The following is a 23,864-nucleotide window of genomic DNA, read 5'->3' on the forward strand; positions in this document are numbered from 1 at the left end:
CCTCGGTAGGCCGGACGGTCTCGTCCGCCCGGCGAAGTTGATCCGATCCGGTCCGACCCTTCCGTCCCGGTCCGTCCCGGACGGAAGGGTCACGCGTTCGGCCGGGCCTTCGCCGCGGCCGCGGCCGCCATCTCCTCCAGCCGCGCCAGCATCGGCATCGGGTCGGTGCCCACCGTCCCCGGCAGGAAGTCCGCGATCCGCTCGGGCGTCCACGCCCCCTCGACGTATCCGGCCCGCAGTTCCCTCGGCTGGGCCCAGACCGCGATCTTCGGCCCGGCGACCGTGTACACCTGGCCGGTGATCCCCTCGGCGCGGGCCCGCTCGCTGAGCAGGTAGACCACGAGCGCCGCCACGTCCTCGGGCTCGCCGATCTCCTTCAGCTCCATCGGCACATTGGCGGACATCCGGGTACGGGCCACCGGCGCGACCGCGTTGGCCGTGACGCCGTACTTGTGCAGGCCGAGCGCCGCGCTCCGGACCAGCGAGATGATCCCGCCCTTGGCCGCGCTGTAGTTGGCCTGGGCGACGCTGCCCTGGTGGTTGCCGCTGGTGAAGCCGATCAGGGTGCCGCCGCCGTCCTGCTTCCGCATCACCGCCGAGGCAGCCCGGAAGACGGTGAACGTGCCCTTGAGGTGGGTGGCGACCACCGGGTCCCACTCCTCCTCGGACATGTTGAAGAGCATCCGCTCGCGCAGGATGCCCGCCACGCAGACCACCCCGTCGATCCGGCCGAACCGGGCGAGCGCCGTGTCCACGATGCGCTGGCCGCCCGCCATCGTGGAGATGTCGTCGGCGACCGCCACCGCCTCGCCGCCCGCCGCCTCGATCTCCTTGACGACCGACTCGGCGACCTCGCTGCTCGGCTCGCCGCCCTCGATGGAGACCCCGTAGTCGTTGACGACGACCTTCGCGCCCTCGGCGGCCGCCGCGAGCGCCACCGCCCGGCCGATGCCGCGTCCGGCACCGGTCACGGCCACCACCTTGCCTGCCAAGAAGTTCCCCATGCCCGGCCCCTTCCCGCGGTTTCTGACGGACCGTTAGATTTTATGGGCCATCAGGTCCACGAGCACAAGCCCCGGGAGGCGCCATGTCACTGCCGGCCGAGTTCCACGACATCGCGAAGCGGGTCAACAACTGGGGCCGCTGGGGCGCCGACGACGAGATCGGCACCCTCAACCTGATCACCGACGCCGTGGTCCGCGAGGCCGCCGCGACCGTGCGCAGCGGGCTGCGCGTCCCGCTGGCGCTGCCGCTGCGGCAGGACGGCGTCCAGAGCGGGCTGGTCCCCGGGCGGATCAACCCGACGCACACCATGGTCCAGATCAACCAGGAGCTGTTCGGCCCCGGCACCGTCGCCACCAGCGACGACATGGCCGTACTGAGCCTCCAGACGGCCACCCACTGGGACGCCCTCACCCACGCCTCGCACTCGGGGAGGATCTACAACGGCCGCCCCGCCGCCACGATCACCGCCCACGGCGGCGCGCAGTTCAGCGGCATCGACAAGGTCCCGCACCTCGTCTCGCGCGGGGTACTCCTCGACGTGGCCCGCGCGCTCGGCACGGACCGGCTGCCCGGCGACCACGCCGTCACCCCCGAGGACCTGGAGGCGGCCGAGGAACTGGCAGGGGTACGGGTCCGCTCCGGCGACGTCGTCCTCGTACGGACCGGGCAGATACAGGTGTACCTGGCGGGCGACACCCACGCGTACGCCTACCCCTCGCCCGGACTCTCGGTCCGGACGCCCGAGTGGTTCCACGCCCGCGACGTCGCAGCGGTCGCCAACGACACCCTGACCTTCGAGATCTTCCCGCCGGAGATCGAGAACCTGTGGCTGGGCGTGCACGCGCTGGACCTGGTCGAGATGGGCATGCTCCAGGGCCAGAACTGGAACCTGGAGGCGCTGTCCACAGCCTGTGCGCAGGAGAACCGCTACGCCTTCCTGCTCTCCGCGATGCCCGAACCCTTCACCGGCGCCACCGGCACCCCGGTCGCCCCGGTCGCGGTGCTCTGAGTCGCGGGGCGTCGCACACCCCGTGGTGGTGAACGTGCCCCGTGCCGTCCGGACGCGGCAGGGCCCGCGGCTATGCTCGCCCGCCATGACCGGGAACCAGGTACCCGCGCCCGGCCCGGCCCGTGACGCGTCCGTCGTCGTGGCCCGCGACGCCTCGGGCAGGGTCGCGCTGCTGTCCGCCGACTTCCCCCGCCACGGCGGCGAGCACCTGTTCCTCCCCGGCGGCCGGCGGGAGGACGGCGAGACCCCGGAGGAATGCGCACGGCGCGAACTGCGTGAGGAGGCCGGGATCACCGCCCGACGCTGGCGGCCCCTCGGCGTGTACGCGATCACCCTGGACGCCACTGCCCGCGTCCACCTCTACGAGGCCCGCGGACTGACCCTGGGACCGCAGCGGCCGACCGCGACGGAGACGGACTTCACGCTGTCCTGGTGGCCGATGGCGGACGCCCTGCAGGCCGCCGGGAACGGACGCTTCCTCCTCCCGGCCGGGCCCCTCGCCCTCTTCCTCGCCGACAGGCCCTGACCACCCAGGGACGGCCGGGCGGGGGCGGCCCGTTCCGACTGCTTTAACCTTTATGCAGATGGCCGAGGGGCGAGGCGCTACGCGAGATGCGTGACGGCCCGCGACACCGGATGCTTCACGAGGTCCGGTACGGGCGTGCCCGTCGCGCCGGGGTGCAGGGGCAGCTGGATCAGCGGCGCGCTCCGGTCGACCTCGCACCAGATCCGCTTGCCCGCACCCTCCGGCTGCCAGCCCCAGCGGTCGGCGAGGCCGTCCACCAGCTCCAGGCCCCGGCCGTTGGTGTCCTCGCCCGCCGCGTGCCGCTGGAGGGGCGGACGGCAGCTGGCGTCGGCCACCTCGACCCGGACCGTCCCGGGGCAGCCGGAGGCGCCGGTCAGGCCGAACAGCATGCGCAGCACGGCCGGGCAGCCGGTGTGCACCACCGCGTTGGTGACCAGCTCCGAGATCAGCAGGATCAGCGTCTCGGCCAGGGGCTCGTCGTCACTTATCCCGGACCCGACCAGCCTCGACCGGGCCCATCTACGGGCCCGGCCGACCTCCGCGGGGTCGGCCCCGACTTCCAGCTGAACCTGAAGCACCTGCACCGCTCACACCATCCGAACCGGCGGACACATCGCCTCGCGCCTCCTTGGGGTCACGGAACGTGATTCCCCTACGAGACAGCATGGTTGACGTACAGTCACCGCAACAAGCGCTTCGGGCATACTCCAGCGCGAAGGAGTACGTGTACTCCATACTGTGCGACGCACTTCGCGGGGAGTCGAACAGCGGCCCGCGCGGACCGCTTCCCGGGCGCGCCCGGCGCCGCTGCCTGGACCGCGAGCAGGAAACCGCTTACGGGCCGGAGTCACCGCACCGGCCATCACCGGACTGCCCGGTTCCAGTTCCTGTCGCACTCCACGGAGCGTACCCGAGCCGGGAGCCGACTCCACCCCGTGACGAAAGATGTGCCGGACATGGATCGGGGCCCGGCGCCACTGCCTCACGCTGTGTGATTCCGTGGGGGTGGGTGGCCGGTGGTTCGGGACGTGTCCGGCGTCAGCGCAGGTCCGCGGCGAGCGTCTCCTCGGCCGCCGCCGCGGTGTGCCACCACCCGGCGCGCAGCCAGGCCCGCTTGAGGTGGAGGTGGACGTCGGACTCCCAGGTGAAGCCCATGCCGCCGTGGACCTGGAGGCAGTCGCGCGCGTTGCGGACCGCCGCGTCGTCGGCGAGGAGCTTGGCGCCCGCGATCTCGACCGGGTCCCCGGTCACGGCCGCCGCGTAGACCGCGCAGCGGGCCAGTTCGGCGCGGACCAGCATCCCGGCGCAGAGGTGCTTGACCGCCTGGAAGGAGCCGATCGGGGCGCCGAACTGCTCGCGCGTACCGGCGTACTCGACGGCCAGCTCGGTGGTGCGGGCGGCGCTGCCGAGCTGTTCGGCGGCGGTGAGCAGGGCCCCCTCGTCGCGCGGGTGCCGGGCGCCGGACGGCAGCGGTTCGTCGGCGGCCACCGGTCGCGCGGGCCGCCACAGCGGGGTGAACGGGTCGGTGGAGCGCATCGGCGCGGCCGCCTCCCGGACCGGTCCGGCGTCCCGGACCAGGCCGCCGGGCCGGTCGCCGGGGCCGAGGACCAGGAGCGCGTCGGCCCCGCCCAGGTGGGCCACCGGCTCCCCCGCATCGGCCACCGCCACCACCGCCTCGCCCCGCGCCGCGCCCTTCACGGCCCCGGCGGCGAGGTGGGTGGCGACGAGCGGACCGGGCAGCAGCACCCGGCCCGCCTCCTCGAAGAGCAGGACGGCCTCGGGCAGCCCCAGGCCGACGCCGCCTTCCGCCTCCGGCAGCCGCAGCGCGAAGAACCCGGCGTCGCCGAGCTCCCGCCACAGCGCCGGGTCCACCGCCGTGCCGCTCTCCAGCGCGGCCCGCATCCGGTCCCTGCCGAACCGCCCGGCGAGCAGGTCCCGTACCCCTGCCCGCAGGGCCCGTTGGTCGTCCGAGAGCTGGAAGTCCATGAGCGTCAGCGCCCCTTCGGCAGGCCGAGCACGCGTTCGGCGACGATGTTCCGCTGGATCTGCGAGGTGCCCGCGGCAATGGTGTACGAGAGCGAGGAGAGCCGGTCGAGCACCCACTCCCGGTCCAGGTCGGCGGCGTCGGCGCCGAGCACCTCGGCCGCCGCCTCGTACAGCTCCTGGCGGGCGTGCGAGTAGCGCAGCTTGAAGACGGAGCCGCCGGTGCCGACGACACCGCCCCGCCCGGCCTCGCTGACGTTCCACTGGGTGAGCCGCCACAGCGCCCGGAACTCGGCGTTGAGCCCGCCGAGCCGGCGGCGGAGCACCGGATCGTCCCAGGAGCCCCGGCGCCGGGCCTCGGCGGCGAGCGCGGCCAGGGTGCGGCGGCAGGCGACGACCTCGCCGACGAAGGCGGTGCCGCGCTCGAAGGAGAGGGTGACCATGGTGACCCGCCAGCCGTCGTTCTCGGCGCCGACCCGGTTCTCCGCCGGCACCCGTACCTCGTCGAGGAAGACCTCGGCGAACTCGGTCGATCCGGCGAGGGTGCGCAGCGGGCGGACGGTGACGCCGGGGGCGTCCATCGCCATGGCGAGCCAGGTGATGCCGCGGTGCCGGGGGGCCGCCGGGTCGGTGCGGACCAGCAGTTCGCACCAGTCGGCGACCTCGGCGTGCGAGGTCCAGATCTTGCTGCCGCTGACCACGTAGTCGTCCCCGTCGCGCACCGCCCGGGTCCGCAGCGCGGCGAGGTCCGATCCGGCACCGGGCTCGCTGAACCCCTGGCACCAGATCTCGTCGCCGCGCAGCACCGGCGGCAGCCAGCGGGCCCGCTGCCCGGCGGTGCCCTCGGCGGCGATGGTCGGTCCGGCGTGCAGCAGCCCGACGAAGTTGGCGCCGACGTACGGGGCCCCGGCCAGCTCGGTCTCCTCCAGGAAGATCAGGTGCTGGGTGGGGGTGGCGCCCCGGCCGCCCGCGTCGAGCGGCCAGTGCAGACCGGCGTACCCGGCGTCGTACAGCGCCCGCTGCCAGGCCGTGTCGTACGCGCGCCGCCCCGGCCAGTCCTCGGGGGCGGGTTTCGCGGGCAGCGACGGGAGCGCGGCGGCCAGCCAGGCCCGCAGCCGCGCCCGGAACTCCTCTTCCTCCTCCGTGTACGCGAGGTCCACGGCGGCCTACCTGTCCAGGTCCAGGCCGAGCATCCGGATGGCGTTTCCGCGCATCAGTTTGTAGACGGTCTCGTCGTCCAGTCCCTTGACGTGGTCGAGGGCGACCTCCTTGGTGTGCGGGAAGGTCGAGTCCACGTGCGGGTAGTCGGTCTCGAAGGTGGCGTTGTCGCGGCCGACGACGTCGAGCGAGGCGATGCCGTGCTTGTCGCGGAAGAAGCAGCAGAAGATCTGCCGGTAGTAGTACGTGGACGGCGGCTCGGGGATCAGATCGCGCACCCCGCCCCAGGCGCGGTGCTCCTCCCAGACGTCGTCGGCGCGCTCCAGGGCGTACGGGATCCAGCCCATCTGGCCCTCGCTGTAGGCGAGCTTCAGCCGGGGGAAGCGGACCAGGACCCCGCTGAAGAGGAAGTCCATCATCGAGGCCATGGCGTTGTTGAAGGAGAGGCTGGCCTGCACGGCGGGCGGGGCGTCCGGGGAGGCGGCCGGCATCTGCGAGCTGGACCCGATGTGCATGTTGACGACCGTGCCGGTCTCCTCGCAGACGGCGAAGAAGGGGTCCCAGTAGCCGGTGTGGATGGAGGGGAGCCCGAGGTGGGTGGGGATCTCCGAGAAGGTCACCGCCCGCACCCCGCGCGCCGCGTTCCGCCGGATCTCGGCGACGGCCAGGTCGATGTCCCAGAGCGGGATGATGCAGAGCGGGATCAGCCGGCCGCCGCTGTCGCCGCACCACTCCTCGACCATCCAGTCGTTGTAGGCGCGGACGCAGGCGAGCGCGACCTCCTTGTCGTGCGCCTCCGCGAAGGTCTGGCCGCAGAAGCGCGGGAAGGTCGGGAAGCAGAGGCTGGCCTCGACGTGGTTGAGGTCCATGTCCTTGAGCCGCTCGGCCGGGTCCCAGCAGCCGGGCCGCATCTCGGCGCGGGTGATGCCCTCCAGCGTCATGTCGTCGCGGTCGAAGCCGACGGCGGCGATGTTCCGCTTGTACGGGAACTTCAGGTCCTCGTAGATCCACCAGTCGGTGGGCGGCCCGTCCGGGTCCATCGTGATGACGTACTTGCCGCCGGTGTACGCCAGCTCGCCGATGCCCGCGGTGAGCGGCTGCGGGCCGCGCTCGCGGTACTTCGCGGGCAGCCAGGTCGAGAAGAGGTGCGGCGGCTCGATCACATGGTCGTCGACGCTGACGATGCGAGGCAGTTCCGTCATGGTGTCCCCTCCGGCGAACGTTTTTCTGATGACCCGTCAGATCGATGTCGCCCTCAGGCTAGCCCCGCACCCCTGGACCGACAAGGCGCGGCGCTCTACGCTCTTCGCACTATCTGACTATCCGTCAGCTATTGAGAGGGGTCGGCCATGACCGGGACCGCGCACGCCCTGGACGCCTCGCGCACCTTCTGGGAACTCGTCGAACGCCGGGCCGCCCTGACCCCGGACCGCCCCTTCCTCCTCCAGGGCGACCGCGTCCTGACCTTCGGCGGGCTGCGCGAACGCGGCGAGCGGGTGGCGGCCGGGCTGTGGGGGATGGGAGTGCGCCCCGGCACCGTCGTCGCCTGGCAGCTGCCGACCCGGATCGAGACGGTGCTGCTCTCCTTCGCGCTGACCCGGATCGGGGCCGTCCAGTCGCCCGTCATCCCCTTCTACCGGGACCGCGAGACGGGGTTCGCGCTGCGCGAGTCGGAGGCGGAGTTCTTCGCGGTGCCGGGCACCTGGCGGGGGTTCGACCACACGGCGATGGCGAAGCGGCTGGCCGGGGAGCCCGGACGGCGGGCGCCGGAGGTCTTCGAGGCGTACGACACGCTCCCGGACGGCGACCCGGCGGTGCTGCCGCCGCCGCCCGCCGACGGTACGGCGGTGCGCTGGATCTACTGGACCTCGGGCACCACCTCCGACCCGAAGGGCGTCCTGCACACCGACCGGAGCCTGATCTCGGCGGGCGCCTGCCTGGCCCACGCGCTGCGGCTGACCCCGAACGACGTCGGCTCGATGGCCTTCCCGTTCGCCCATGTCGCCGGGCCGGACTACTCGGTGATGCTGCTGCTGTACGGGTTCCCCGCAGTGCTGTTCGAGCACTTCGCGCTGCCGGACGCGCTGGCGGAGTACCGGCGCCACGGGGTGACGGTCGCGGGCGGGTCCACCGCGTTCTACTCGATGTTCCTGGCCGAACAGCGCAAGGACCCGGGCACCCGGCCCGTCCCCTCCCTCCGGCTGCTGGCGGGCGGCGGCGCCCCCAAGCCGCCGGAGCTCTACCACGCGGTGGTCCGGGAGATGGGCCTCCAGCTCACCCACGGATACGGCATGACCGAGGTCCCCATGATCACCATGGGCGACCCGGACGACACCCCGGAGCACCTGGCCGGGACGGAGGGCCGCCCGCCCGGGGGCATGGAGATCCGGATCACCGACGAGCGGGGCGGGCCCCTGCCGTACGGCACCGACGGCGAGGTCCGGCTGCGCGGCGAGGCCGTCTGCGCGGGCTATCTGGACCCGGCGGCCCGTGCCGCGGCCTTCGACGCCGAGGGCTTCCTGATCACCGGCGATGTCGGCCACCTCCGCGAGAGCGGCCATCTGGTGCTCACCGGGCGCCTCAAGGACATCATCATCCGCAAGGGTGAGAACATCTCCGCCAAGGAGATAGAGGACCTGCTCCACCGCCACCCGGGCGTCGCCGACGCGGCGGTGATCGGCCTCCCGGACCCGGAGCGCGGCGAACTGGTCTGCGCGGTCGTCGAACAGCCGTCCGGCGCCGCCCCGCTGACCCTGGCCGGGATCACCGGCCACCTCCGCGCCGAGGGCCTCGCCGTGCACAAACTCCCCGAACGCCTGGAGGTCCTGGATGCCCTTCCCCGCAACGACACCCTCCGCAAGGTCCTCAAGTACCGCCTCCGGGAGCGGTTCGCCTGAGCCCGATCCGGTACGGGCCCCGGGACCGGCGCTCGTCGTGGGCGGTACGGGCATGCTCTCCGGCACCGTCCGCGGGCTGGTGGCGGACGGGCTGCGCACCGCCGTCGCCGCCCGGGGCGAGGCGGCCCTCCGCGCGCTGGTACGGAGCACCGCCCACCCCGCCAGGACGCTGGCCCTGGCCACGGACTACACCGACACCAGGGGCTTCCGCTCGGCGCTGGAACGGGCCCGGGACGAACTGGGCCCGTTCCGGACGGTCGTCCTGTGGATCCGCACCCCCAGCCGCGACACCGCCCTCCCCGTCGTCGCGGACGTACTGGCGGCCGGCGCGGTGGTCGTCGACATCCGGGGCAGCGCGGCGGCCGCCCCTGGCCGCGCCCGGCCGCTGCCGCCGCCGGACCTGGCCGGCTGCGACCACCGCCCGGTCGTCCTCGGCTTCGCCGACGGCCCGGACGGCACCCGCTGGCTCACCCACCAGGAGATCGCCGACGGGGTACTGGCCGCGGCGCGCGCCCCCGCCCCGGCCGCCACCACCACCGACGACGGACCGGGCCGGGTCATCGGCCGCGTACGCCCCTGGCACGACCGGCCGTGACCCCGCCCGCTCAGGCGGAGAGCGGGCGGCTGTCGGGGGCGACGGCCGTGGCCGGGTCCGGGTAGACGTCGAAGAGGCGGCGCACGCCGAGGGCGGCGAGCACCCGGTTCACATGGGAGCCCTCCTCCGCGCCCCGGGCCGGGAGGACCAGGCGCAGGCGGCCGCCGCAGGAGCGCATCAGCCGGCGGGCGGCGATCAGTACGCCGACACCGCTGGAGTCGCAGAACAGCACCTCGGAGAGGTCGAGCACCACGTCGTGGCGGCCGGCGGCGACCGCGTCGTGGACGGACTGGCGCACGGCGGACGACGTCAGCAGGTCCAGTTCGCCGCGGATACGCAGCACGGTCCATTCGGCCTGGACGGTCTCGGCCACGGTGAGTGTCACGCGACGGGGCCTCTCGTTCCGGGAATTCCAAGGATTCCAATGCTTCGGCTGATTCCGGATATTCCGACGATCCGGAAGTTTTCCCTCCTTCTCGCCGCTGCCCCGGTCACGGCCCCTCGAAACACCGGCCGCTCCGCCAGAACGCCACCACGGTCCTACCGGAACGATCGCCCCGGGACCGGATTCCGCCACCCCGCGACGCCGGACACCCCCGCCGCGCCCTTACCACCCCGGGCCGTTTCAGGGGCGCACTTGCCACAAAGGTACGTACATCATCGGCAGCGGCGACTACATTCGGTCCCACGAGGGGAACGTGGCTGGGGGACGCATGGCTAAAAACGCACCACCCCGCTGGGACCGCAGGATGCAGCAGCGACTGGCGCGCGGCGAGGAGGCCGCGCTCGGTGAGCTCTACGACCGCTTCGCCGCTCTGGTGCACAGCCAGGCCCAGCGGATACTCGACGACGACACCGCCGCCGACCACGTGACCCGTGAGGTCTTCGGCTACATGTGGGAGAACCCGGACGCGTACGACCCCCGGCAGGGACCGATGCGGGCCTGGGTGGCCCGGCTCGCCCACCGCCACGCGGTGCGCAGGCTCCGCGAGACGGGTACGGGCGGCGCGGACGGGGCGGAGTTCGAAGAGCTCGACGCGCTGGAGGAGCGGGTGAGCCGGGCCACGGCCGCCGCGCGCGCCGACTACATCGTCGAGTCCATGCCCGCCCCGCTGTGGGCCGCCCTGGAGCTCGCGTACGTACAGCGCCGGGACTACCGGCAGGCCGCGGCAGATCTCGGGGTGACCGAGGACGAGGCCCGCCGCCGCCTCCGGCTCGGGCTCCAGCTCCTCTCCAGCGCCCACGCCCGCCCCTCGGACGGGGCCTCGCCGCCCGGATACGGGTCCTCCCGGTGACCGACGACGCGAACGGGCCCGAGAGCGCGGGGCCCGCCGCCGGACGCCCCGACGGGCTCCGGAACGTCCGGCGCATACCGGCGCAGCGGCCCGCGGCCGACGACCTCGCTCCCGCCGCCGCTCCGCCGCCCGGTCCCGTCCCACCGGCCGGGGAGCCGTCCCCGGCCCCTCCCCCGCCGACGCCCCGACCGGAACCGGAATCCACCGTGGCCCCACCGGAACCACCGCACCGGCTCCTGAGGGCGCTGCTCGGCGCCTGGGCCCTGTCCGCCTGCTCCACGGAGGAGACCGAGGCGGTCGAGGCGCATCTGACCGAGTGCGCCGCCTGCGCGGACGAGGCGCTGCGGCTGCGGGACGCGGTCGGGCTGCTGCACACCGACGGCAGCCTGGACCTCGACCCGACGCTGCGCGGCCGGGTGATCGACGCCTGTCTGAGCCGCCGCCCGGCCGCCATCCCGGTGCCGGGCTGGGCCGCGCCGTACGAGGCGGAGACCGCCCGGCTCGACGCGCTGCTCCGGGACATCGGCGGCGCGGAGTGGCACGCCCCGGTGCGGCTGAAGTGGTTCGAGAGCGAGCAGGAGACCGGCCGCCGGACCACCGTCGCGGGCGTCATCGGTCATCTGACGGCCGTCGACGGGCTGATCGGCACCGCCCTCGATCTCGACGTGCCGCTCGGCGACCACCGCTCCGGGTCCGGCGCCGACTGGCCGCTCTCCCCCACCGCGCGCACCGAGGCGTACTGGTCGGCGTCCCGGCTGCCGCCCACCCGGGAGGTCCACGAGCCGTGGCGCGCTCAGACCCACACCCTCATCCGCACGGTGTCCCTCGCCGGCCGCAGGGTCTCCGAGCTGTCCGTCTCGTACGGGGACTTCGCCCTGCCGATGCACGACGCCCTGCTGGACCGGGCCTTCGAGTGCTGGATGCACGGCGGCGACATCGCGGACGCGGTGGACTACCCGTACGAGACCCCGTCCGCCCCGCATCTCAACCGGATGATCGACCTGGCGGCCCGGCTGCTGCCCGCCACCCTCGCCGCACGCCGCCGGTCCGGGCTGGCCGGGCCCGCCCGGCACCTGGTGACGGCCGGTTCACCGGGCCGTTCGCTCCATCTGGAGGTCGAGGGTTCGGGCGGCGGCGACTGGTACGTACCGCTGGACTCGCCCGCCGCGCTCGGTTCGCCCGCGCACACCGTGGCGCAGGTCGCGCTGGACGGGGTGGAGTTCTGCCGGCTGGTCGCCGGGCACGTCTCGCCGGAGGAGGCCGCGGCCGGTCAGCAGGGCGACCGCGAGGCCATCCGGGACGTGCTCTTCGCCGCGGCCTCGCTGAGCCGCCTGTAGGAGCCGGGACCGGGCGGGGTCCCGGGGGCCGGGACCGCCGGGGGCGTCAGGCGAAGACGACCGTGCGGTGGCCGTTGAGCAGGATGCGGTGCTCCGCGTGCCACTTCACGGCCCGCGCCAGCGCCTGGCACTCCACGTCGCGCCCGATGGCGACCAGCTGGTCGGGGGTGACGCCGTGGCCCACCCGCTCGACCTCCTGCTCGATGATCGGCCCCTCGTCGAGGTCGGCCGTCACGTAGTGCGCCGTGGCGCCGATCAGCTTGACCCCGCGCGCGTGCGCCTGGTGGTACGGCTTCGCGCCCTTGAAGCTCGGCAGGAAGGAGTGGTGGATGTTGATGATCCGGCCGCTCAGCTGCTTGCACAGGTCGTCCGAGAGGACCTGCATGTAGCGGGCGAGGACGACCAGCTCGACGTCCTCCTCGCGGACCAGCTCCAGCAGCCGCGCCTCCGCGTCGGCCTTGTTCTCCCTGGTCACCGGAATGTGCCGGAACGGCACGTTGTACGAGGCGACCAGCTCGGCGAAGTCCGTGTGGTTGGAGACGACGGCGGCGATCTCGACCGGCAGCGCCCCGATCCGCGAGCGGAACAGCAGGTCGTTGAGGCAGTGCCCGAACCGGCTGACCATCAGCACGATCCGCATCCGCTCCGCGGAGCGGTGGATCTGCCAGTCCATCCGGAAGGAGTCGCCGACCGCGGCGAAGCTGGCCCGCAGCTTCTCCACGGTCACCGGCGCCTCCGCCGAGAAGTGGACGCGCATGAAGAAGAGACCGGTGTCGTGGTCACCGAACTGCTGGCTGTCCTCGATGTTGCAGCCGGTCATGAAGAGATAGCTCGACACGGCGTGCACGATGCCCTGCTTGTCGGGGCAGGACAGCGTGAGGACGTACTGCTCGGGGGCGTCCCCGGCGGGCTGCGGCTCGGTCATTCCCGTAGCGTGCCACACCGGGGAGCCGTCAGGCCGAACCGGTCAGAATGTGGAGGACGTCGAGGGAACGCGGCGGCGTGTCGGGGTCCTCGCCGTCGTTCCCGGCGAGCAGCACATGGGCCTCGCGGGCGGCCTGCACGGCCTCCGGCCAGCCGGGGTGCTCCAGGTACGCGGAGACGGGGGCGTCCGCCCCGACCTGGTGCATGATGCGCAGCACCCGCAGGACGGCGACGTCGACGAGGGCCGCCTCGCCCGCGTCGCGGAAGATCGTGCCTATGTATTTCTCGGCGGACCAGTTGTCCAGCCAGGTGTCCTCGACCAGGCGGTAGACGGCGTCGGTGACGTCGCCGTACCCCTCCCGGCCGGCCAGCCAGCACTCATGGTGGAAGACGGGGTCGGAGAGCATGTGCAGCGCCGAGCGCACGTTGCTGCGCCAGCGCCACCACGGCATGTCATTCAGCGGCATGCCGCCCATGGTGGAGGAGCGACGGCCGCGACGGGAAGAGTTCTCCGAACCTTGCTGCACGGTCATCGATCGTACGTTCCCTCGCGCGCCCGTCGTCCGGGCCCCCGGAATTCACCCGGACGTCACCGCGTGTTGACCGGTGCACACGGCGCCGTTACCCCGAATCCGGAAATGTTCATGCCCATGACCGGATGGCGACGCCACATTTCTCCGCGCTTCTCCAGAATCCTGACGAGCGCGGTGCTCGGGGCATCGCTGATCAGCGGTTGCGGCGCTCTCCCTGGGGCCACGGGGGGCTCCAGGGAGAGCGTCACCGTCATGACCTGGGCGCCGAGCGGCGTCGCCGGGCCGGACACGGTGAACATGGCGGGCATGACCTCCATGGCGCGCGCCTACGCCCGCTGGGTCAACGACAACGGCGGCCTGAACGGCCACCACCTGCGCGTCCTCACCTGCGACGAGCAGGACACCTCCGCCGGCGCGGCCGGCTGCGCCCGGCGGGCCGTCAAGGAGAAGGCGGTCGCGGTCGTCGGCTCGTACAGCCGGCACGGGTCGGCGTTCATGCCGGTGCTGGAGGGCGCCGGCATCCCCTTCATCGGCGGGTACGGCGCCACCGACGAGGAGTTCTCCAGCTACCTGTCCTTCCCGGTCAACGGCGGCCAGGCCGCCCTGCTCGCGGGCAACGCCCGGCAGCTGGCCCGCTCCTGCGAGCGGGTGTCGGTGGTGCGGCCGGACACCCTCGGCGGCGACGGCCAGGCATGGCTCCTGCGGACCGGCCTGACCTCCGCCGGGCGGTCCGCGCCGGCCGACATCCGGGCGCCGGAGACGGCGACCTCGTACGACGACGCGGCCGGTGCGGCGCTCCGCGCGGCGGGCCCGTCCGGCGGTTGCGCGACGGCGGTGCTCGGCAGGCGGACGGAGACCTTCTTCGACTCGTTCCGGCGGATGGAGCCGTCGTACGGGAAGGTGCGGATCTCCTCGGTGCTCGGCAGCGTCGACCAGCCGCTGATCGACAGCACCGGCGGCCGGAACAGCCCGTTCGAGGGGGCGTACGTCACCGGCTGGTACCCGGACTCGGGCGACGCCCGCTGGGACGGGATGCGGCAGGTGATCCGGAAGTACGCCTTCGGCGACAACCGGATCGACCCGGACGACACCGGGGTGCAGACCACCTGGGTCGCGTACACCGTGCTGAAGGGGCTGGTGAAGGCGGTCGACGCCTCCCGGATCACCCCGTGGCGGATCACCTCCGCCCTCAACACCGGCACCTCGGTCGGGACCGGCGGCCTCACGCCGGTGCTGCGCTGGGGATTCGACGACGTGCTGGGCTCCACCGCCTATCCGCGGATCGTCAACACCAGGGTGACGTTCCAGGTGGTCCGCGGCGGGCGGCTCGTCGCGGACCGGAAGGGGTTCGTGGACGTCGCGGAGACGCTCTCGGACGCCAGCACCAGAAGCTGACCGGGCCGGGACTCCGGCCGGTCCGGGCCGCCGGGGCGCCCGGACCACCGGCCGGGGTCAGAGCTCCGTCGCCGCCCGGCGGGTCAGGCCGTACTTCGCCGCGATCGAGTTCCAGAGCTTCGACGCCTCCTGCTTCGCCTTGCTCGCCTCGCCGCTCTGCGCGTTGGCCTGCTGCGTCTCGGAGGTCGTACGGGCCTTGCCGTGCTTGCACACCTTCCGGCCGTGCTTGGCCTGCTCGGCCCAGGCCGCGTAGTGGTCGTCGGCGGAGGCGGACGCCTGCCACGCCCGGGTGAGGGCGCTGGTCAGCCGCTCGTTCTCGGGCAGCTGGTCGACCGTGAGGCCGCCGAGCCGGGTCACCAGGTCGCGGCGCTGCTTCGCGGCGTCCTTCAGGGCCGTCACGGCCTCGTCCAGGTCGGTGCAGTTCTTGGTCTTCTCGACGGCGCCGATGACCGCGGCCCGGCTGTTGTTGCTGTCCGCCAGCAGCTTGTCCAGCTCCTCGGCCTGGGGCTTCGCCGGGTCGGCGGGGGCCTCCTGGGTGGGCTTGTCGGCGGGCCGGCTCGCCGAGGCGACCGGCTGCTGGTCGTCCTTGGCCTTGTCGTCGCCGTTGCCGCTGAGCAGCGCGCCCGCGCCGAGACCGACGACGGCGCAGCCGGCCACGACCGCCGCGATCAGCGTGACGTGCGGCCGCTTCCGGCGCGCGGGCGGCTCCTCGTCCACCGGCCGGTACGCGGACGGGGGCGGGGGCTGGTGGGCCGGCGGGGCGCCCTGGTACGCGGGGGCGTGAGGGAGCTGGGGCATCTGCTGGGTGGCGCCGGCCGGCTCGTCGCTGCGGAACAGGTTGTCGAACTCGGCGGGCGGCTGCCGTTCGCCCGGGGCGCCGGGCCGGACGTCGTACGGGGCACCGGCGGGCACCGGCGCGATGTACTGCGTGGCGTCCGCGTCCCCGCCCTGGCCCTGACCGGGCTGCTGGTACGCCTGCTGCGGGGGCTGCGCCCCGGTGCGGCCGAGGAACGCTGTCGACTCGGCGGGGTTCTCCGGCGGCAGCCCACCGGGCGCGGGCCCGCCGGGCACCGGCGCGATGTACTGCGTGGCGTCCGCGTCCCCGCCCGCACCGGGCACGGCCTCGGGCGGCAGCGGCTGCGCGAACGACTGCGGGGGCTGCTGCGGCTGCTGGGCCTGCTGTGGCGGCAGCGGCTGGGAGTGCGGCTGCGGCGGCTGCTGCTGGGCCGGCGGGTATCCGTACCCCTGCCCCGGCTGCGCATAGCCCTGGCCGTGGCCCTGGCCCTGGCCGTACTGCCCCGGATCGTACGGACCCTGGCCGTACTGGTCCTGGCCGTACGGTGCCTGCCCGCCGTACTGCCCCTGGCCCTGCCCCGGCTGCTGGGGCGGAGGCTGGTGCGCGGCCTGTGGCCCCCAGGAACCGCCCCACGGTTGTCCGCCCGCCGGGGCGGCCTGATCCGCGGGCCCTGATATCCAGGGCTCGCTGCCGCCCCCGGGCAGCACGACACCTTCGTGCGCGGGCCGTTCAGCAGGGAACTGCTGCTCGCCGCCGTGTCCGCCGCTCTGCGTCACCGGGACTCCTACGTGTAAACCTACGGAATCGTCGGCTCACGCTATCGGGTGGTCGGCGCGGTCCGCCAAGCGTGTGTGGTCACTCACCACCCCTTCACAGGCGGCGCAATGCTCCGCGCCCCTCATGGCGCGGTGAATGGGGCGGTCGGACACCCCCCGGCCGCCCTCCGGGCAGGCCGTGTCCGACCCCGGCGCACCGTCTACGCCGCCTGGAGTTCCAGCCGGGCGCCGAACTCCCGCACCGCCGACTCGTCCCCGTACGGCAGCAGCCGCTGCTGGAGGTCGTCGAGATACTCCGCGCCCCGGCTGGAGCGCACCGAGCCCAGCAGCTCCATCGCCTGCGTACCGGTGTGGCACGCCTGCTCCACCTCGCGCATCTGGACCTGGGCCGTGGCCAGCAGCACCAGCCCGATTCCCCGGCGGCGGGCCCGGGACTCCGGGAGACCGGCCAGGGACTCCTTGGCCCTGCGGGCGGCCGCCTCCGCCTGGCCCAGGTCGCGGTGGCAGTGCGCCAGTTCGTCCGCGAGATAGGCGTGGTCGAAGTGGGCGATCCAGTCGGGGTCGTCGCCCGTCTCCGGCTCGGCCTTCTCCAGGGACGCCAGCGCGTGGCCGGTGACCTCCTGGCAGGTGCGGGCGTCACCGAGCAGCGCGTGGCCGCGCGCCTCCGCCGCGTAGAACATCGCCTCCGCCCTCGGCGTGACGTGTCCGCGCGCGCCCTCCTGCGCGGCGCGGGCGAGTTGGGCGATCTCCCGGGGATTGCCCAGCTGGGCGGCGAGATGGCTCATCGAGGCGGCCAGCACGTAACCGCCGTACGCCCGGTCGTCCGCCGCCTGCGCCAGCCGCAGCGCCTGGATGTAGTAGCGCTGGGCGAGGCCCGGCTGGCCGGTGTCCACCGCCATGTACCCGCCCAGTTCGGTGAGTCGGGCGACCGCCGCGAACAACTGGCGGCCTACCGATTCCCGGTACGCCCCGGAGAGCAGCCCGGACACCACGCTGTTGAGGTAGTGCACCAGGACCGGCCGTACGTGCCCGCTGCCGAAGCGGTGGTCGAGGTCGACCAGCGCGGCCGTCATCGACCGCACCGCCGCCACGTCCGACATCCCGACCCGGGCCCCGGCGGACCGGGCCACCTGCGGGTCCGCGCCGGTGATCAGCCAGTCGCGGCTGGGCTCGACGAGCGCGGAGGAGGCGACCGCCGAACCGGACAGGAAGTCCCGCCGGCCCACGTCGCTCCGCCACAGCTCGCAGACCTGCTCGATCGCGCCGATCACGGTCGGGGCGAACTGGAGGCCGACGCCGGACGCCAGGTTCTTTCCGTTGGCCATGCCGATCTCGTCGATCGTGACCGTACGGCCGAGCTTGCGGCCGAGTGCTTCCGCGATGATCCCCGGTGCCCTCCCACGTGGTTGCTGTCCCCGCAGCCAACGGGCCACGGACGTCTTGTCGTACCGCAGGTCGAGCCCGCGCTCCGCGCCGACCATGTTGACCCGACGGGCCAGTCCGGCGTTGGAGCATCCGGCTTCCTGAATGAGTGCCTGGAGCCGTTCGTTCGGCTGGCGGGCTACGAGAGGCCTGGCTGCCATGTTTCCCCCTGAGGCCGCAGTGATGATTGAGCCGATCACTGCCCGGCGAATACGCGGAAAATGCACGGAATCATCGTGTTCATCACGGGCGTCTTCTTCGGTGCCATTCCTGTCGGCATATGACAGAGGCCGACCGTTCCGGATCCGCCCGACGGCCGCCCGCCGGTTTGCCCGTAAGTGCTTACCCGCCCGGCCCCGCCCTGCCTACTGCGCGCCCCCGCCCATGCACCCATGCGCCCCGGATGCGGAATCGAGCGCCGTGAGCGCACCTTTCGCCCCCGTAACCCCGGTCATTGGCCGTAGTTGTGCTCAGCGTGGAAGAGCGCATCCGGACGGAAGAGTCCGTCGTCGTCACGGGAGTGGCGGCGGAAGCAGCGGAAGTGACGGAAGCAGGCGTCAAGGAAGCCGCGAAGGTCCCCCGGCAGAGGGAGGGACATCTGCTCGACGCGGCGGTGCGGTACGCGGAGGAACGGCACTGGGACGTGTGCCCGGGGACGTGGCTGGAGGCGGTGGAGGGGGCCGAGCGGTGCTCCTGCGGGGACGCCGCCTGCGCGTTCCCCGGCGGCCATCCCGCGGGGGCCGACTGGGCGGGCCGGGCGACCGGGAGCGGGGCCGCGGCCCGCCGGATGTGGAGCCGGCAGCCGAAGGCGTCGATCCTGCTGCCCACCGGGCACGCCTTCGACACGATCGACGTCCCCGAGTCCGCGGGCTTCATGGCGCTGGCCCGGATGGAGCGGATGGGCCTGCCGCTCGGCCCGGCCACCCACAGCCCCGACCGGCGGATCCACTTCTTCGTCCTGCCCGGCGCCGCCGGCAAGGTGGCGGGCCTGGTACGGAAGTTGGGCTGGCAGGCCGAGGCCATCGATCTGACCGCCCGCGGCGACGGCACGTACGTCATGGCCCCGCCGACCCGGATCGGCGGCTACGGGACGGTCCAGTGGGTCCGCCGCCCGACCGCCGCCAACCGCTGGCTGCCGGACGCGGAGGAGCTGATGAGCCCGCTCGCCTACGCCTGCGCCCGGGAAGCCGCCGACGCCCGCGACCGTCCCCGGTAGAACGGCCTTTCGTAAGGTGGTCCCGTAATCGGGGTAAACGGGGCCACAGGAAGGCAGCGGGACATGACGGACCGGGAACGGCCCGAGCAGACGGGGACCGGCAGCACGACGGCGAACGGCACGGGCGGACCGACCACTCCGCCTCCCGCCGTCCGCGTACAGGGCCTGTGGAAGCGGTTCGGGGAACAGACCGCGGTCGCGGGGATCGATCTGGAGCTGCCCGCGGGCCGGTTCATCGGCCTCGTCGGGCCCAACGGCGCGGGCAAGACCACCACGTTGTCGATGGTCACCGGGCTGCTCCGGCCCGACCAGGGGCGCGTCGAGGTCGCCGGTCACGACGTATGGAGCGACCCGGTCGAGGTCAAGCGCCGGATCGGCGTGCTCCCCGAGGGGCTGCGCCTCTTCGAGCGGCTCTCCGGGCGCGAACTCCTCGCGTACAACGGCCGGTTGCGCGGGCTGCCGGGCGCCGAGGTGGACAAGCGGGCCACCCAGCTCCTGGACGTGCTCGGCCTGGCGGGCGCCCAGCACAAGCTGGTGGTCGACTACTCGACCGGCATGCGGAAGAAGATCGGGCTCGCGGCCGCGCTGCTGCACAACCCCGAAGTGCTCTTCCTCGACGAGCCGTTCGAGGGCGTCGACCCGGTCTCGGCGCAGACCATCCGCGAGGTCCTGGAGCGCTACACCCGCTCCGGCGCGACCGTCGTCTTCTCCAGCCATGTGATGGAGCTGGTCGAGTCCCTCTGCGACTGGGTCGCCGTCATGGCCGCCGGGACGATCCGCGCCCAGGGCACCCTGGAGCAGGTCCGCGGCGGGGCTCCCTCGCTGCAGAACGCCTTCCTCGAACTCGTCGGGGCCGGTACGCGCGCCACCGGCGAGTCCCTGGACTGGCTGGGCGGTCCGCGATGAGCGCCCTCGACACCCCGGCGGGAACCGCCCCCGCTCCCGGCCGGGCGGCCGGACCGGCGGCCGGCGGCGAGGGGCTCGTCGGCGTCTTCGTCGGGCTGAAGCTGGCCCTCCTCCGGAACGGACTGCGGCAGTCGGCCAAACGGCGGGCCGCGTACATCACCTCCGTCGTCTTCGCCCTGCTGGTCGCCGTCGGCCAGCTGATCGGGCTGGTCGCGCTGCGCGGCAACGCCCATGTCGCCGCCGTCACCGTCCTGCTGGCGGGGGTGCTGGCGGTCGGCTGGGCCGTGATGCCGCTCTTCTTCCCGAGCGGTGACGAGACCCTGGACCCGAGCCGGCTGGTGATGCTGCCGCTGCGCCCGCGCCCGCTGGTCGCGGCGCTGCTGACGGCCTCGCTGGTCGGGATCGGCCCGCTGTTCACTCTCTGCCTGACGGCCGGTTCGGTGGCGGCGGTGGCGTACGGGGCGGCCGGGGCCGCCTTCGCGGTGGTCTGCGCCCCGCTCGCGCTGCTGCTGTGCGTGGCGCTGGCCCGTACGGTGGCCACGGCCAACACCCGGCTGCTGACCTCCCGCAAGGGCCGTGACCTGGCGGTGCTCAGCGGCCTGGTCATCGCGGTGGGCTTCCAGGTGGTCAACTTCGGCGCGCAGCGGCTCAGCGAGGCGGGCGGTCTGTCCACGCTCGACCCGGTCGCGGACGTGGTGCGCTGGCTGCCGCCCGCCTCCGCGATCGGGGCGGTGGACTCGGCGTCGCGCGGCGCGTACGGGCAGGCCGCCGGGCAGCTGCTGCTGTCGGTGGCGGCGCTGCTGGCGCTGTTGTGGCTGTGGCAGCGGAGTCTGGCGAAGCTGATGACGGCGCCGGACGGCTCGACCCTGGCCGCCGCCGGTACGGCCCGCGAGAAGACCGGCAAGGACGGCTCCCGGCTCTCCGGGCTGCTGCCCGCGGGGCGCACGGGCCCGGTGATGGAGCGCGGCCTGCGGTACATCGTCCGCGATCCGAAGACCAAGTCCGCCTGGGTCACGGCGCTGGCGGTCGGGCTGCTCGTACCGCTGTTCAACGCGCTCCAGGGCAACGGCTCGGTCTACTTCGCCACGTTCGCCGCCGGGATGATCGGCGTCCAGATGTACAACCAGTTCGGCCAGGACACCTCCGCGTTCTGGATGGTGTCGCTGACGATCTCCTCCCCCCGGGACGCCTATCTGGAGCTGCGGGCGCGGGCGCTGGCGCTGCTGCTGGTCACGCTGCCCTACACGGTCGTGGTGACGGTGGTGACGGCGGCGGTGCTCGGCGACTGGGGAACAATGCCCTCGGCGCTGGGGCTGTCGATCGGCATCCTCGGCGGGATGCTGGCGACGGGCGCGGTGACGTCGGCGCTCTTCCCGTACTCGATCCCGCAGGACGGGGCGTTCAAGAACGTGGCGCCGGGGCAGGCCGGGCTCGCCTGGATCTCCATGTTCGGCGGGATGTTCTCGGCGGGGCTGCTCTGCCTGCCCCTGGTCGGGGTGACGATCTGGCTGCACGTCGCGGACCACCAGTCGTGGCTGTGGACGCTGCTGCCCGGAGGGATCGCGTACGGGGCGCTGGTCGTCTGGGCGGGGCTGCGGATCGCGGCGCCGCGCACGGCGGACCGGCTCCCGGAGATCCTGGCGGCGGTCAGCAAGGGCTGACCGCCGGGCCGGGTCGCCCCGGAGCGGTCACGTCGGAACGGCTTCGCGGTCGCCGGGGGTCTCCTCGGCGAACTGCTCCAGGAAGGGCTCGACCGCCGCACGCCAGCCCTCGGGCTGGTCGTAGTGGACGAGATGGCCGGCGTCGGCCACCTCCGCGTACTGCCCGCGCGGCAGTACGCGGACCATCTCCTGGGCCTCGGCCCGGCCCAGCTCGCCGTCGAGGCCGCGGAGCACCAGGGTCGGGCAGTCGACCTGCGCCAGCTCCTCCCAGTGCGCGTCGAACACCCAGGTGGCGCGGGACTGGAGCATCTGGCGGCGGGAGAAGACGGGGCGCCAGCCGTCGGCCCGCTCGGCCATCACCTCGGCGAAGTACTCGCCACGGGCCGGGTTGGGCCGCTCCACCCAGGGATCGTCCTCGCCGAACCACTTCCGTACGTCGGAGAGCGTCGCGAACGGCACCGGCCAGGTACGGAACCAGTCGTCCCACTCGCGCTGCGAGGCCGCGCCCAGCGCGGAGGCCCGCATGTCGGAGACGACCAGGGCCCTCACGAGATCGGGCCGCTTCACGGCGAGCTGCCAGGCCGTCAGCGCCCCCATCGCGTGCCCGACGAGAGTGACGGGCGCGAGGTCGAGCTGTTCGATCGCGGCCTCGGCGTCGGCGACGTACACATCGCGGGTGTACGGACCGTCGGCCGGCTTGTCGCTGCGGCCGTGGCCCCGCTGGTCCAGCGCGACGGCCCGGTGCCGCTCGGCGAGCCAGCGGGCGGTCGGAGCCCAGTGCGCGGCCCGGCCCATCAGGCCGTGGAGCAGGAGGACGCCGGGGGCGCGGTCGCCCTCCGCGCGCCCCTTGGGCGGCTCGGCGAACTCCCAGGCCGCGAGGCGCACGCCCCCGGTCCCGGTCACATCGATGCGTCGCACCATATGTCCTGGCACCCCCTTCTGGTCCTCGATCACCGTTCGACCACCGGGCCGCACCACGGTCCCGGCCACACCGCACGCGCCGTACGCACCACGCCAGAATATCGAACTCACGTTCGAAAATAGGGTTCTGCCACGCAACACCGCTCGTTCGAGTGACGGCTTCGAAGGATTGATGCCGGTGGCGGAGGGGAGATCTTCAGCGGGAGGCGGGCCACTCGGGGATGAGGGCCCGCTGGGAACGACCTAGAGAGCTCGGGGCTCCAGGTCGAAGCAGGGGAGGACAGGCCCCGGCGCCGCACGGCGCCGGGGCCCTTCGCTGTACCGGAAGCCGCTCGCGACGGCACACGGCGGCCACGCCCCCCGTTCGCGCACCGGACCTGCCGGCCGCGCCCGTGCGACTGCGACGGGTGCATGCGCCTGCCCCCTCCCGACCGCGCGGCCCATCGGCCGACACCCCCAGGTATGCCTCAGCGACAGCCTGGCACGCAATCCGCCGGAGCGCTGCGGTTCGGGACAGAGAAAAAGAAAAGGGGACAGTAAGGGCACCCTCGGTTCCACCGGGGACAGGCCCTCCCGCCCGGGAACCCGGAGCGGGAACCGCAGCGGGGACGGCCCCCGGGAACCGGAGCGGGGATCAGCTCGCGCCGACGGGGATCAGCGCTTGCCCACGAAGACGTGCGAGGCGATGTCCGGACCCAGCTCGGCGGCCTCACCACTGCTGCCGACCAGCACCCCGCCGGCCGACTCGGTCACGCTGACCACCGAACCGGGCTGCACACCCGCCCGCCGCAGCGTGTACATCAGCTGGGCGTCCGTCTGGATCGGCTCCCCGATCCGGCGCACGACCACCGTCTTGCCGTCCGTACCCGGGTCCAGCTCCGACAGGCTCACCATGCCCTCGTCGAGGAACGGATCGGCCTCGGCCTTCTCGCCCAGCTCCTCCAGGCCCGGGATCGGATTCCCGTACGGCGACTCCGTCGGGTGGCGCAGCAGCTCCAGCACCCGCCGCTCCACGGCCTCGCTCATCACGTGCTCCCAGCGGCACGCCTCGGCGTGGACCTGCTCCCACTCCAGGCCGATCACGTCGACGAGCAGGCACTCCGCGAGCCGGTGCTTGCGCATCACACGCGTCGCGAGGCGGCGCCCCTCGTCCGTCAGCTCCAGATGCCGGTCGCCCGCGACCTGCACCAGCCCGTCGCGCTCCATGCGCGCCACCGTCTGGCTGACCGTCGGGCCGCTCTGGTCGAGCCGCTCCGCGATCCGGGCGCGCATGGGGACCACGCCTTCCTCCTCAAGCTCGAGGATGGTGCGGAGATACATCTCCGTGGTGTCGATCAGTCCGGACATTCGTGCCCCTCGGTGCTGTGACAGGAAGAAGTCGTGTGCTGGCCCTGTCACCAATTCTGACGCATACCACCGACAACCGTGCCTCCCCTGCCGAACGCCGTGCGGTGGAGCCGCCCGGGCGGTATTGACAGGTCACTGGTCCAGACCGCAACGTGATCGGCG

Annotated in this window: 23 protein-coding genes; 10 read left to right on the forward strand and 13 right to left on the reverse strand. The window is 73.3% G+C overall.

All coding sequences use genetic code 11. From position 1 onward, the window contains the following. Positions 1-89 precede the first annotated feature (89 nt). A complete protein-coding gene (locus tag ACIQGQ_RS03550; protein ID WP_352275929.1) occupies positions 90-1,004 on the reverse strand; it encodes an SDR family oxidoreductase in 915 nt (304 codons plus the stop codon). A gap of 83 nt (positions 1,005-1,087) precedes the next feature. Here ACIQGQ_RS03550 and ACIQGQ_RS03555 point away from each other — a divergent pair, with 83 nt between their 5' ends. Together ACIQGQ_RS03555 and ACIQGQ_RS03560 are read left to right on the forward strand one after the other, a co-directional pair. Continuing rightward, complete coding sequence (locus tag ACIQGQ_RS03555) at positions 1,088-2,014, forward strand: cyclase family protein (protein WP_402390066.1); 927 nt, start codon at positions 1,088-1,090, stop codon at positions 2,012-2,014. A gap of 85 nt (positions 2,015-2,099) precedes the next feature. After that, positions 2,100-2,540, forward strand: a complete 441-nt coding sequence (locus ACIQGQ_RS03560) for an NUDIX hydrolase (RefSeq protein WP_402390069.1) — start codon at positions 2,100-2,102, stop codon at positions 2,538-2,540. A gap of 77 nt (positions 2,541-2,617) precedes the next feature. On the opposite strand, the gene ACIQGQ_RS03565 is transcribed toward ACIQGQ_RS03560, so the two are convergent. The 4 genes from ACIQGQ_RS03565 to ACIQGQ_RS03580 form a co-directional block, all read right to left on the reverse strand. Continuing rightward, positions 2,618-3,124, reverse strand: a complete 507-nt coding sequence (locus ACIQGQ_RS03565; protein WP_366295036.1) for an ATP-binding protein — start codon at positions 3,122-3,124, stop codon at positions 2,618-2,620. A gap of 454 nt (positions 3,125-3,578) precedes the next feature. Continuing rightward, positions 3,579-4,526: an acyl-CoA dehydrogenase family protein gene (locus ACIQGQ_RS03570; protein ID WP_402390072.1), complete on the reverse strand. Its 948-nt coding sequence runs from the start codon at positions 4,524-4,526 to the stop codon at positions 3,579-3,581. A gap of 5 nt (positions 4,527-4,531) precedes the next feature. Continuing rightward, positions 4,532-5,683: an acyl-CoA dehydrogenase family protein gene (locus ACIQGQ_RS03575; RefSeq protein WP_402390075.1), complete on the reverse strand. Its 1,152-nt coding sequence runs from the start codon at positions 5,681-5,683 to the stop codon at positions 4,532-4,534. A gap of 6 nt (positions 5,684-5,689) precedes the next feature. Then, positions 5,690-6,883, reverse strand: a complete 1,194-nt coding sequence (locus ACIQGQ_RS03580; protein ID WP_402390078.1) for an amidohydrolase family protein — start codon at positions 6,881-6,883, stop codon at positions 5,690-5,692. A 147-nt stretch (positions 6,884-7,030) separates the two neighbouring features. On the opposite strand from ACIQGQ_RS03580, the gene ACIQGQ_RS03585 reads away from it, so the two are divergent. Both ACIQGQ_RS03585 and ACIQGQ_RS03590 read left to right on the forward strand, forming a co-directional pair. After that, on the forward strand, positions 7,031-8,578 hold the full coding sequence (locus ACIQGQ_RS03585; protein WP_402390080.1) for a class I adenylate-forming enzyme family protein: 1,548 nt from the start codon (positions 7,031-7,033) through the stop codon (positions 8,576-8,578). Between the two features lie 52 nt (positions 8,579-8,630). Then, positions 8,631-9,173 carry a hypothetical protein gene (locus ACIQGQ_RS03590; protein WP_402390083.1) on the forward strand — a complete coding sequence of 181 codons (543 nt, stop codon included), beginning with the start codon at positions 8,631-8,633 and terminating at the stop codon, positions 9,171-9,173. Positions 9,174-9,183: 10 nt separating this feature from the next. Here the strand turns inward: ACIQGQ_RS03590 and ACIQGQ_RS03595 are convergent, their stop codons facing one another. Then, entirely contained in the window at positions 9,184-9,558 is a 375-nt protein-coding gene (locus ACIQGQ_RS03595; protein WP_366295050.1) for an STAS domain-containing protein, read from the reverse strand. 328 nt (positions 9,559-9,886) lie between these two features. On the opposite strand from ACIQGQ_RS03595, the gene ACIQGQ_RS03600 reads away from it, so the two are divergent. Next, positions 9,887-10,468, forward strand: coding sequence for an RNA polymerase sigma factor (locus ACIQGQ_RS03600; protein ID WP_402390086.1), 582 nt, complete (start codon positions 9,887-9,889; stop codon positions 10,466-10,468). Beyond that, a complete protein-coding gene (locus tag ACIQGQ_RS03605; RefSeq protein ID WP_402390089.1) occupies positions 10,465-11,805 on the forward strand; it encodes a zf-HC2 domain-containing protein in 1,341 nt (446 codons plus the stop codon). The genes ACIQGQ_RS03600 and ACIQGQ_RS03605 overlap by 4 nt, the downstream gene beginning before the upstream one ends. 46 nt (positions 11,806-11,851) lie before the next feature. Here ACIQGQ_RS03605 and purU read toward each other — a convergent pair whose 3' ends face one another. The 3 genes from purU to ACIQGQ_RS03620 are packed head-to-tail and all read right to left on the reverse strand — an operon-like array spanning position 11,852 to position 13,570. Continuing rightward, entirely contained in the window at positions 11,852-12,730 is an 879-nt protein-coding gene (purU, locus tag ACIQGQ_RS03610; protein ID WP_402390092.1) for a formyltetrahydrofolate deformylase, read from the reverse strand. A gap of 28 nt (positions 12,731-12,758) precedes the next feature. Continuing rightward, complete coding sequence (locus ACIQGQ_RS03615; RefSeq protein WP_402390095.1) at positions 12,759-13,262, reverse strand: hypothetical protein; 504 nt, start codon at positions 13,260-13,262, stop codon at positions 12,759-12,761. Between the two features lie 56 nt (positions 13,263-13,318). Then, positions 13,319-13,570, reverse strand: coding sequence for a hypothetical protein (locus ACIQGQ_RS03620; protein WP_402390097.1), 252 nt, complete (start codon positions 13,568-13,570; stop codon positions 13,319-13,321). Here ACIQGQ_RS03620 and ACIQGQ_RS03625 point away from each other — a divergent pair. Next, positions 13,569-14,657, forward strand: a complete 1,089-nt coding sequence (locus tag ACIQGQ_RS03625) for an ABC transporter substrate-binding protein (protein WP_402390100.1) — start codon at positions 13,569-13,571, stop codon at positions 14,655-14,657. The two genes, ACIQGQ_RS03620 and ACIQGQ_RS03625, sit on opposite strands and share 2 nt — an antisense overlap. A gap of 57 nt (positions 14,658-14,714) precedes the next feature. Here ACIQGQ_RS03625 and ACIQGQ_RS03630 read toward each other — a convergent pair whose 3' ends face one another. Both ACIQGQ_RS03630 and ACIQGQ_RS03635 read right to left on the reverse strand, forming a co-directional pair. Next, the gene (locus ACIQGQ_RS03630) at positions 14,715-16,229 is read right to left on the reverse strand and encodes a hypothetical protein (RefSeq protein ID WP_402390102.1); all 1,515 of its coding nucleotides are present in this window, start codon (positions 16,227-16,229) and stop codon (positions 14,715-14,717) included. 200 nt (positions 16,230-16,429) lie between these two features. Next, on the reverse strand, positions 16,430-17,812 hold the full coding sequence (locus tag ACIQGQ_RS03635) for a transcriptional regulator (RefSeq protein WP_402390105.1): 1,383 nt from the start codon (positions 17,810-17,812) through the stop codon (positions 16,430-16,432). 380 nt (positions 17,813-18,192) lie between these two features. On the opposite strand from ACIQGQ_RS03635, the gene ACIQGQ_RS03640 reads away from it, so the two are divergent. From ACIQGQ_RS03640 to ACIQGQ_RS03650, 3 genes are all read left to right on the forward strand, one after another. Then, the gene (locus ACIQGQ_RS03640; protein ID WP_402390108.1) at positions 18,193-18,867 is read left to right on the forward strand and encodes a bifunctional DNA primase/polymerase; all 675 of its coding nucleotides are present in this window, start codon (positions 18,193-18,195) and stop codon (positions 18,865-18,867) included. A gap of 63 nt (positions 18,868-18,930) precedes the next feature. Beyond that, positions 18,931-19,773, forward strand: a complete 843-nt coding sequence (locus ACIQGQ_RS03645; RefSeq protein ID WP_402390110.1) for an ABC transporter ATP-binding protein — start codon at positions 18,931-18,933, stop codon at positions 19,771-19,773. Continuing rightward, positions 19,770-21,434, forward strand: a complete 1,665-nt coding sequence (locus tag ACIQGQ_RS03650) for a transporter (RefSeq protein WP_402390112.1) — start codon at positions 19,770-19,772, stop codon at positions 21,432-21,434. The genes ACIQGQ_RS03645 and ACIQGQ_RS03650 overlap by 4 nt, the downstream gene beginning before the upstream one ends. A 27-nt stretch (positions 21,435-21,461) precedes the next feature. Here ACIQGQ_RS03650 and ACIQGQ_RS03655 read toward each other — a convergent pair whose 3' ends face one another. Together ACIQGQ_RS03655 and ACIQGQ_RS03660 are read right to left on the reverse strand one after the other, a co-directional pair. Beyond that, positions 21,462-22,355 carry an alpha/beta fold hydrolase gene (locus ACIQGQ_RS03655; protein ID WP_402390115.1) on the reverse strand — a complete coding sequence of 298 codons (894 nt, stop codon included), beginning with the start codon at positions 22,353-22,355 and terminating at the stop codon, positions 21,462-21,464. 654 nt (positions 22,356-23,009) lie between these two features. Continuing rightward, positions 23,010-23,702 carry a metal-dependent transcriptional regulator gene (locus ACIQGQ_RS03660; protein WP_402390118.1) on the reverse strand — a complete coding sequence of 231 codons (693 nt, stop codon included), beginning with the start codon at positions 23,700-23,702 and terminating at the stop codon, positions 23,010-23,012. Positions 23,703-23,864 lie beyond the last annotated feature (162 nt).

Origin of the sequence: Streptomyces sp. NPDC092952 (assembly GCF_044754785.1) — a bacterium.
Taxonomy (GTDB): Bacteria; Actinomycetota; Actinomycetes; order Streptomycetales; family Streptomycetaceae; genus Streptomyces.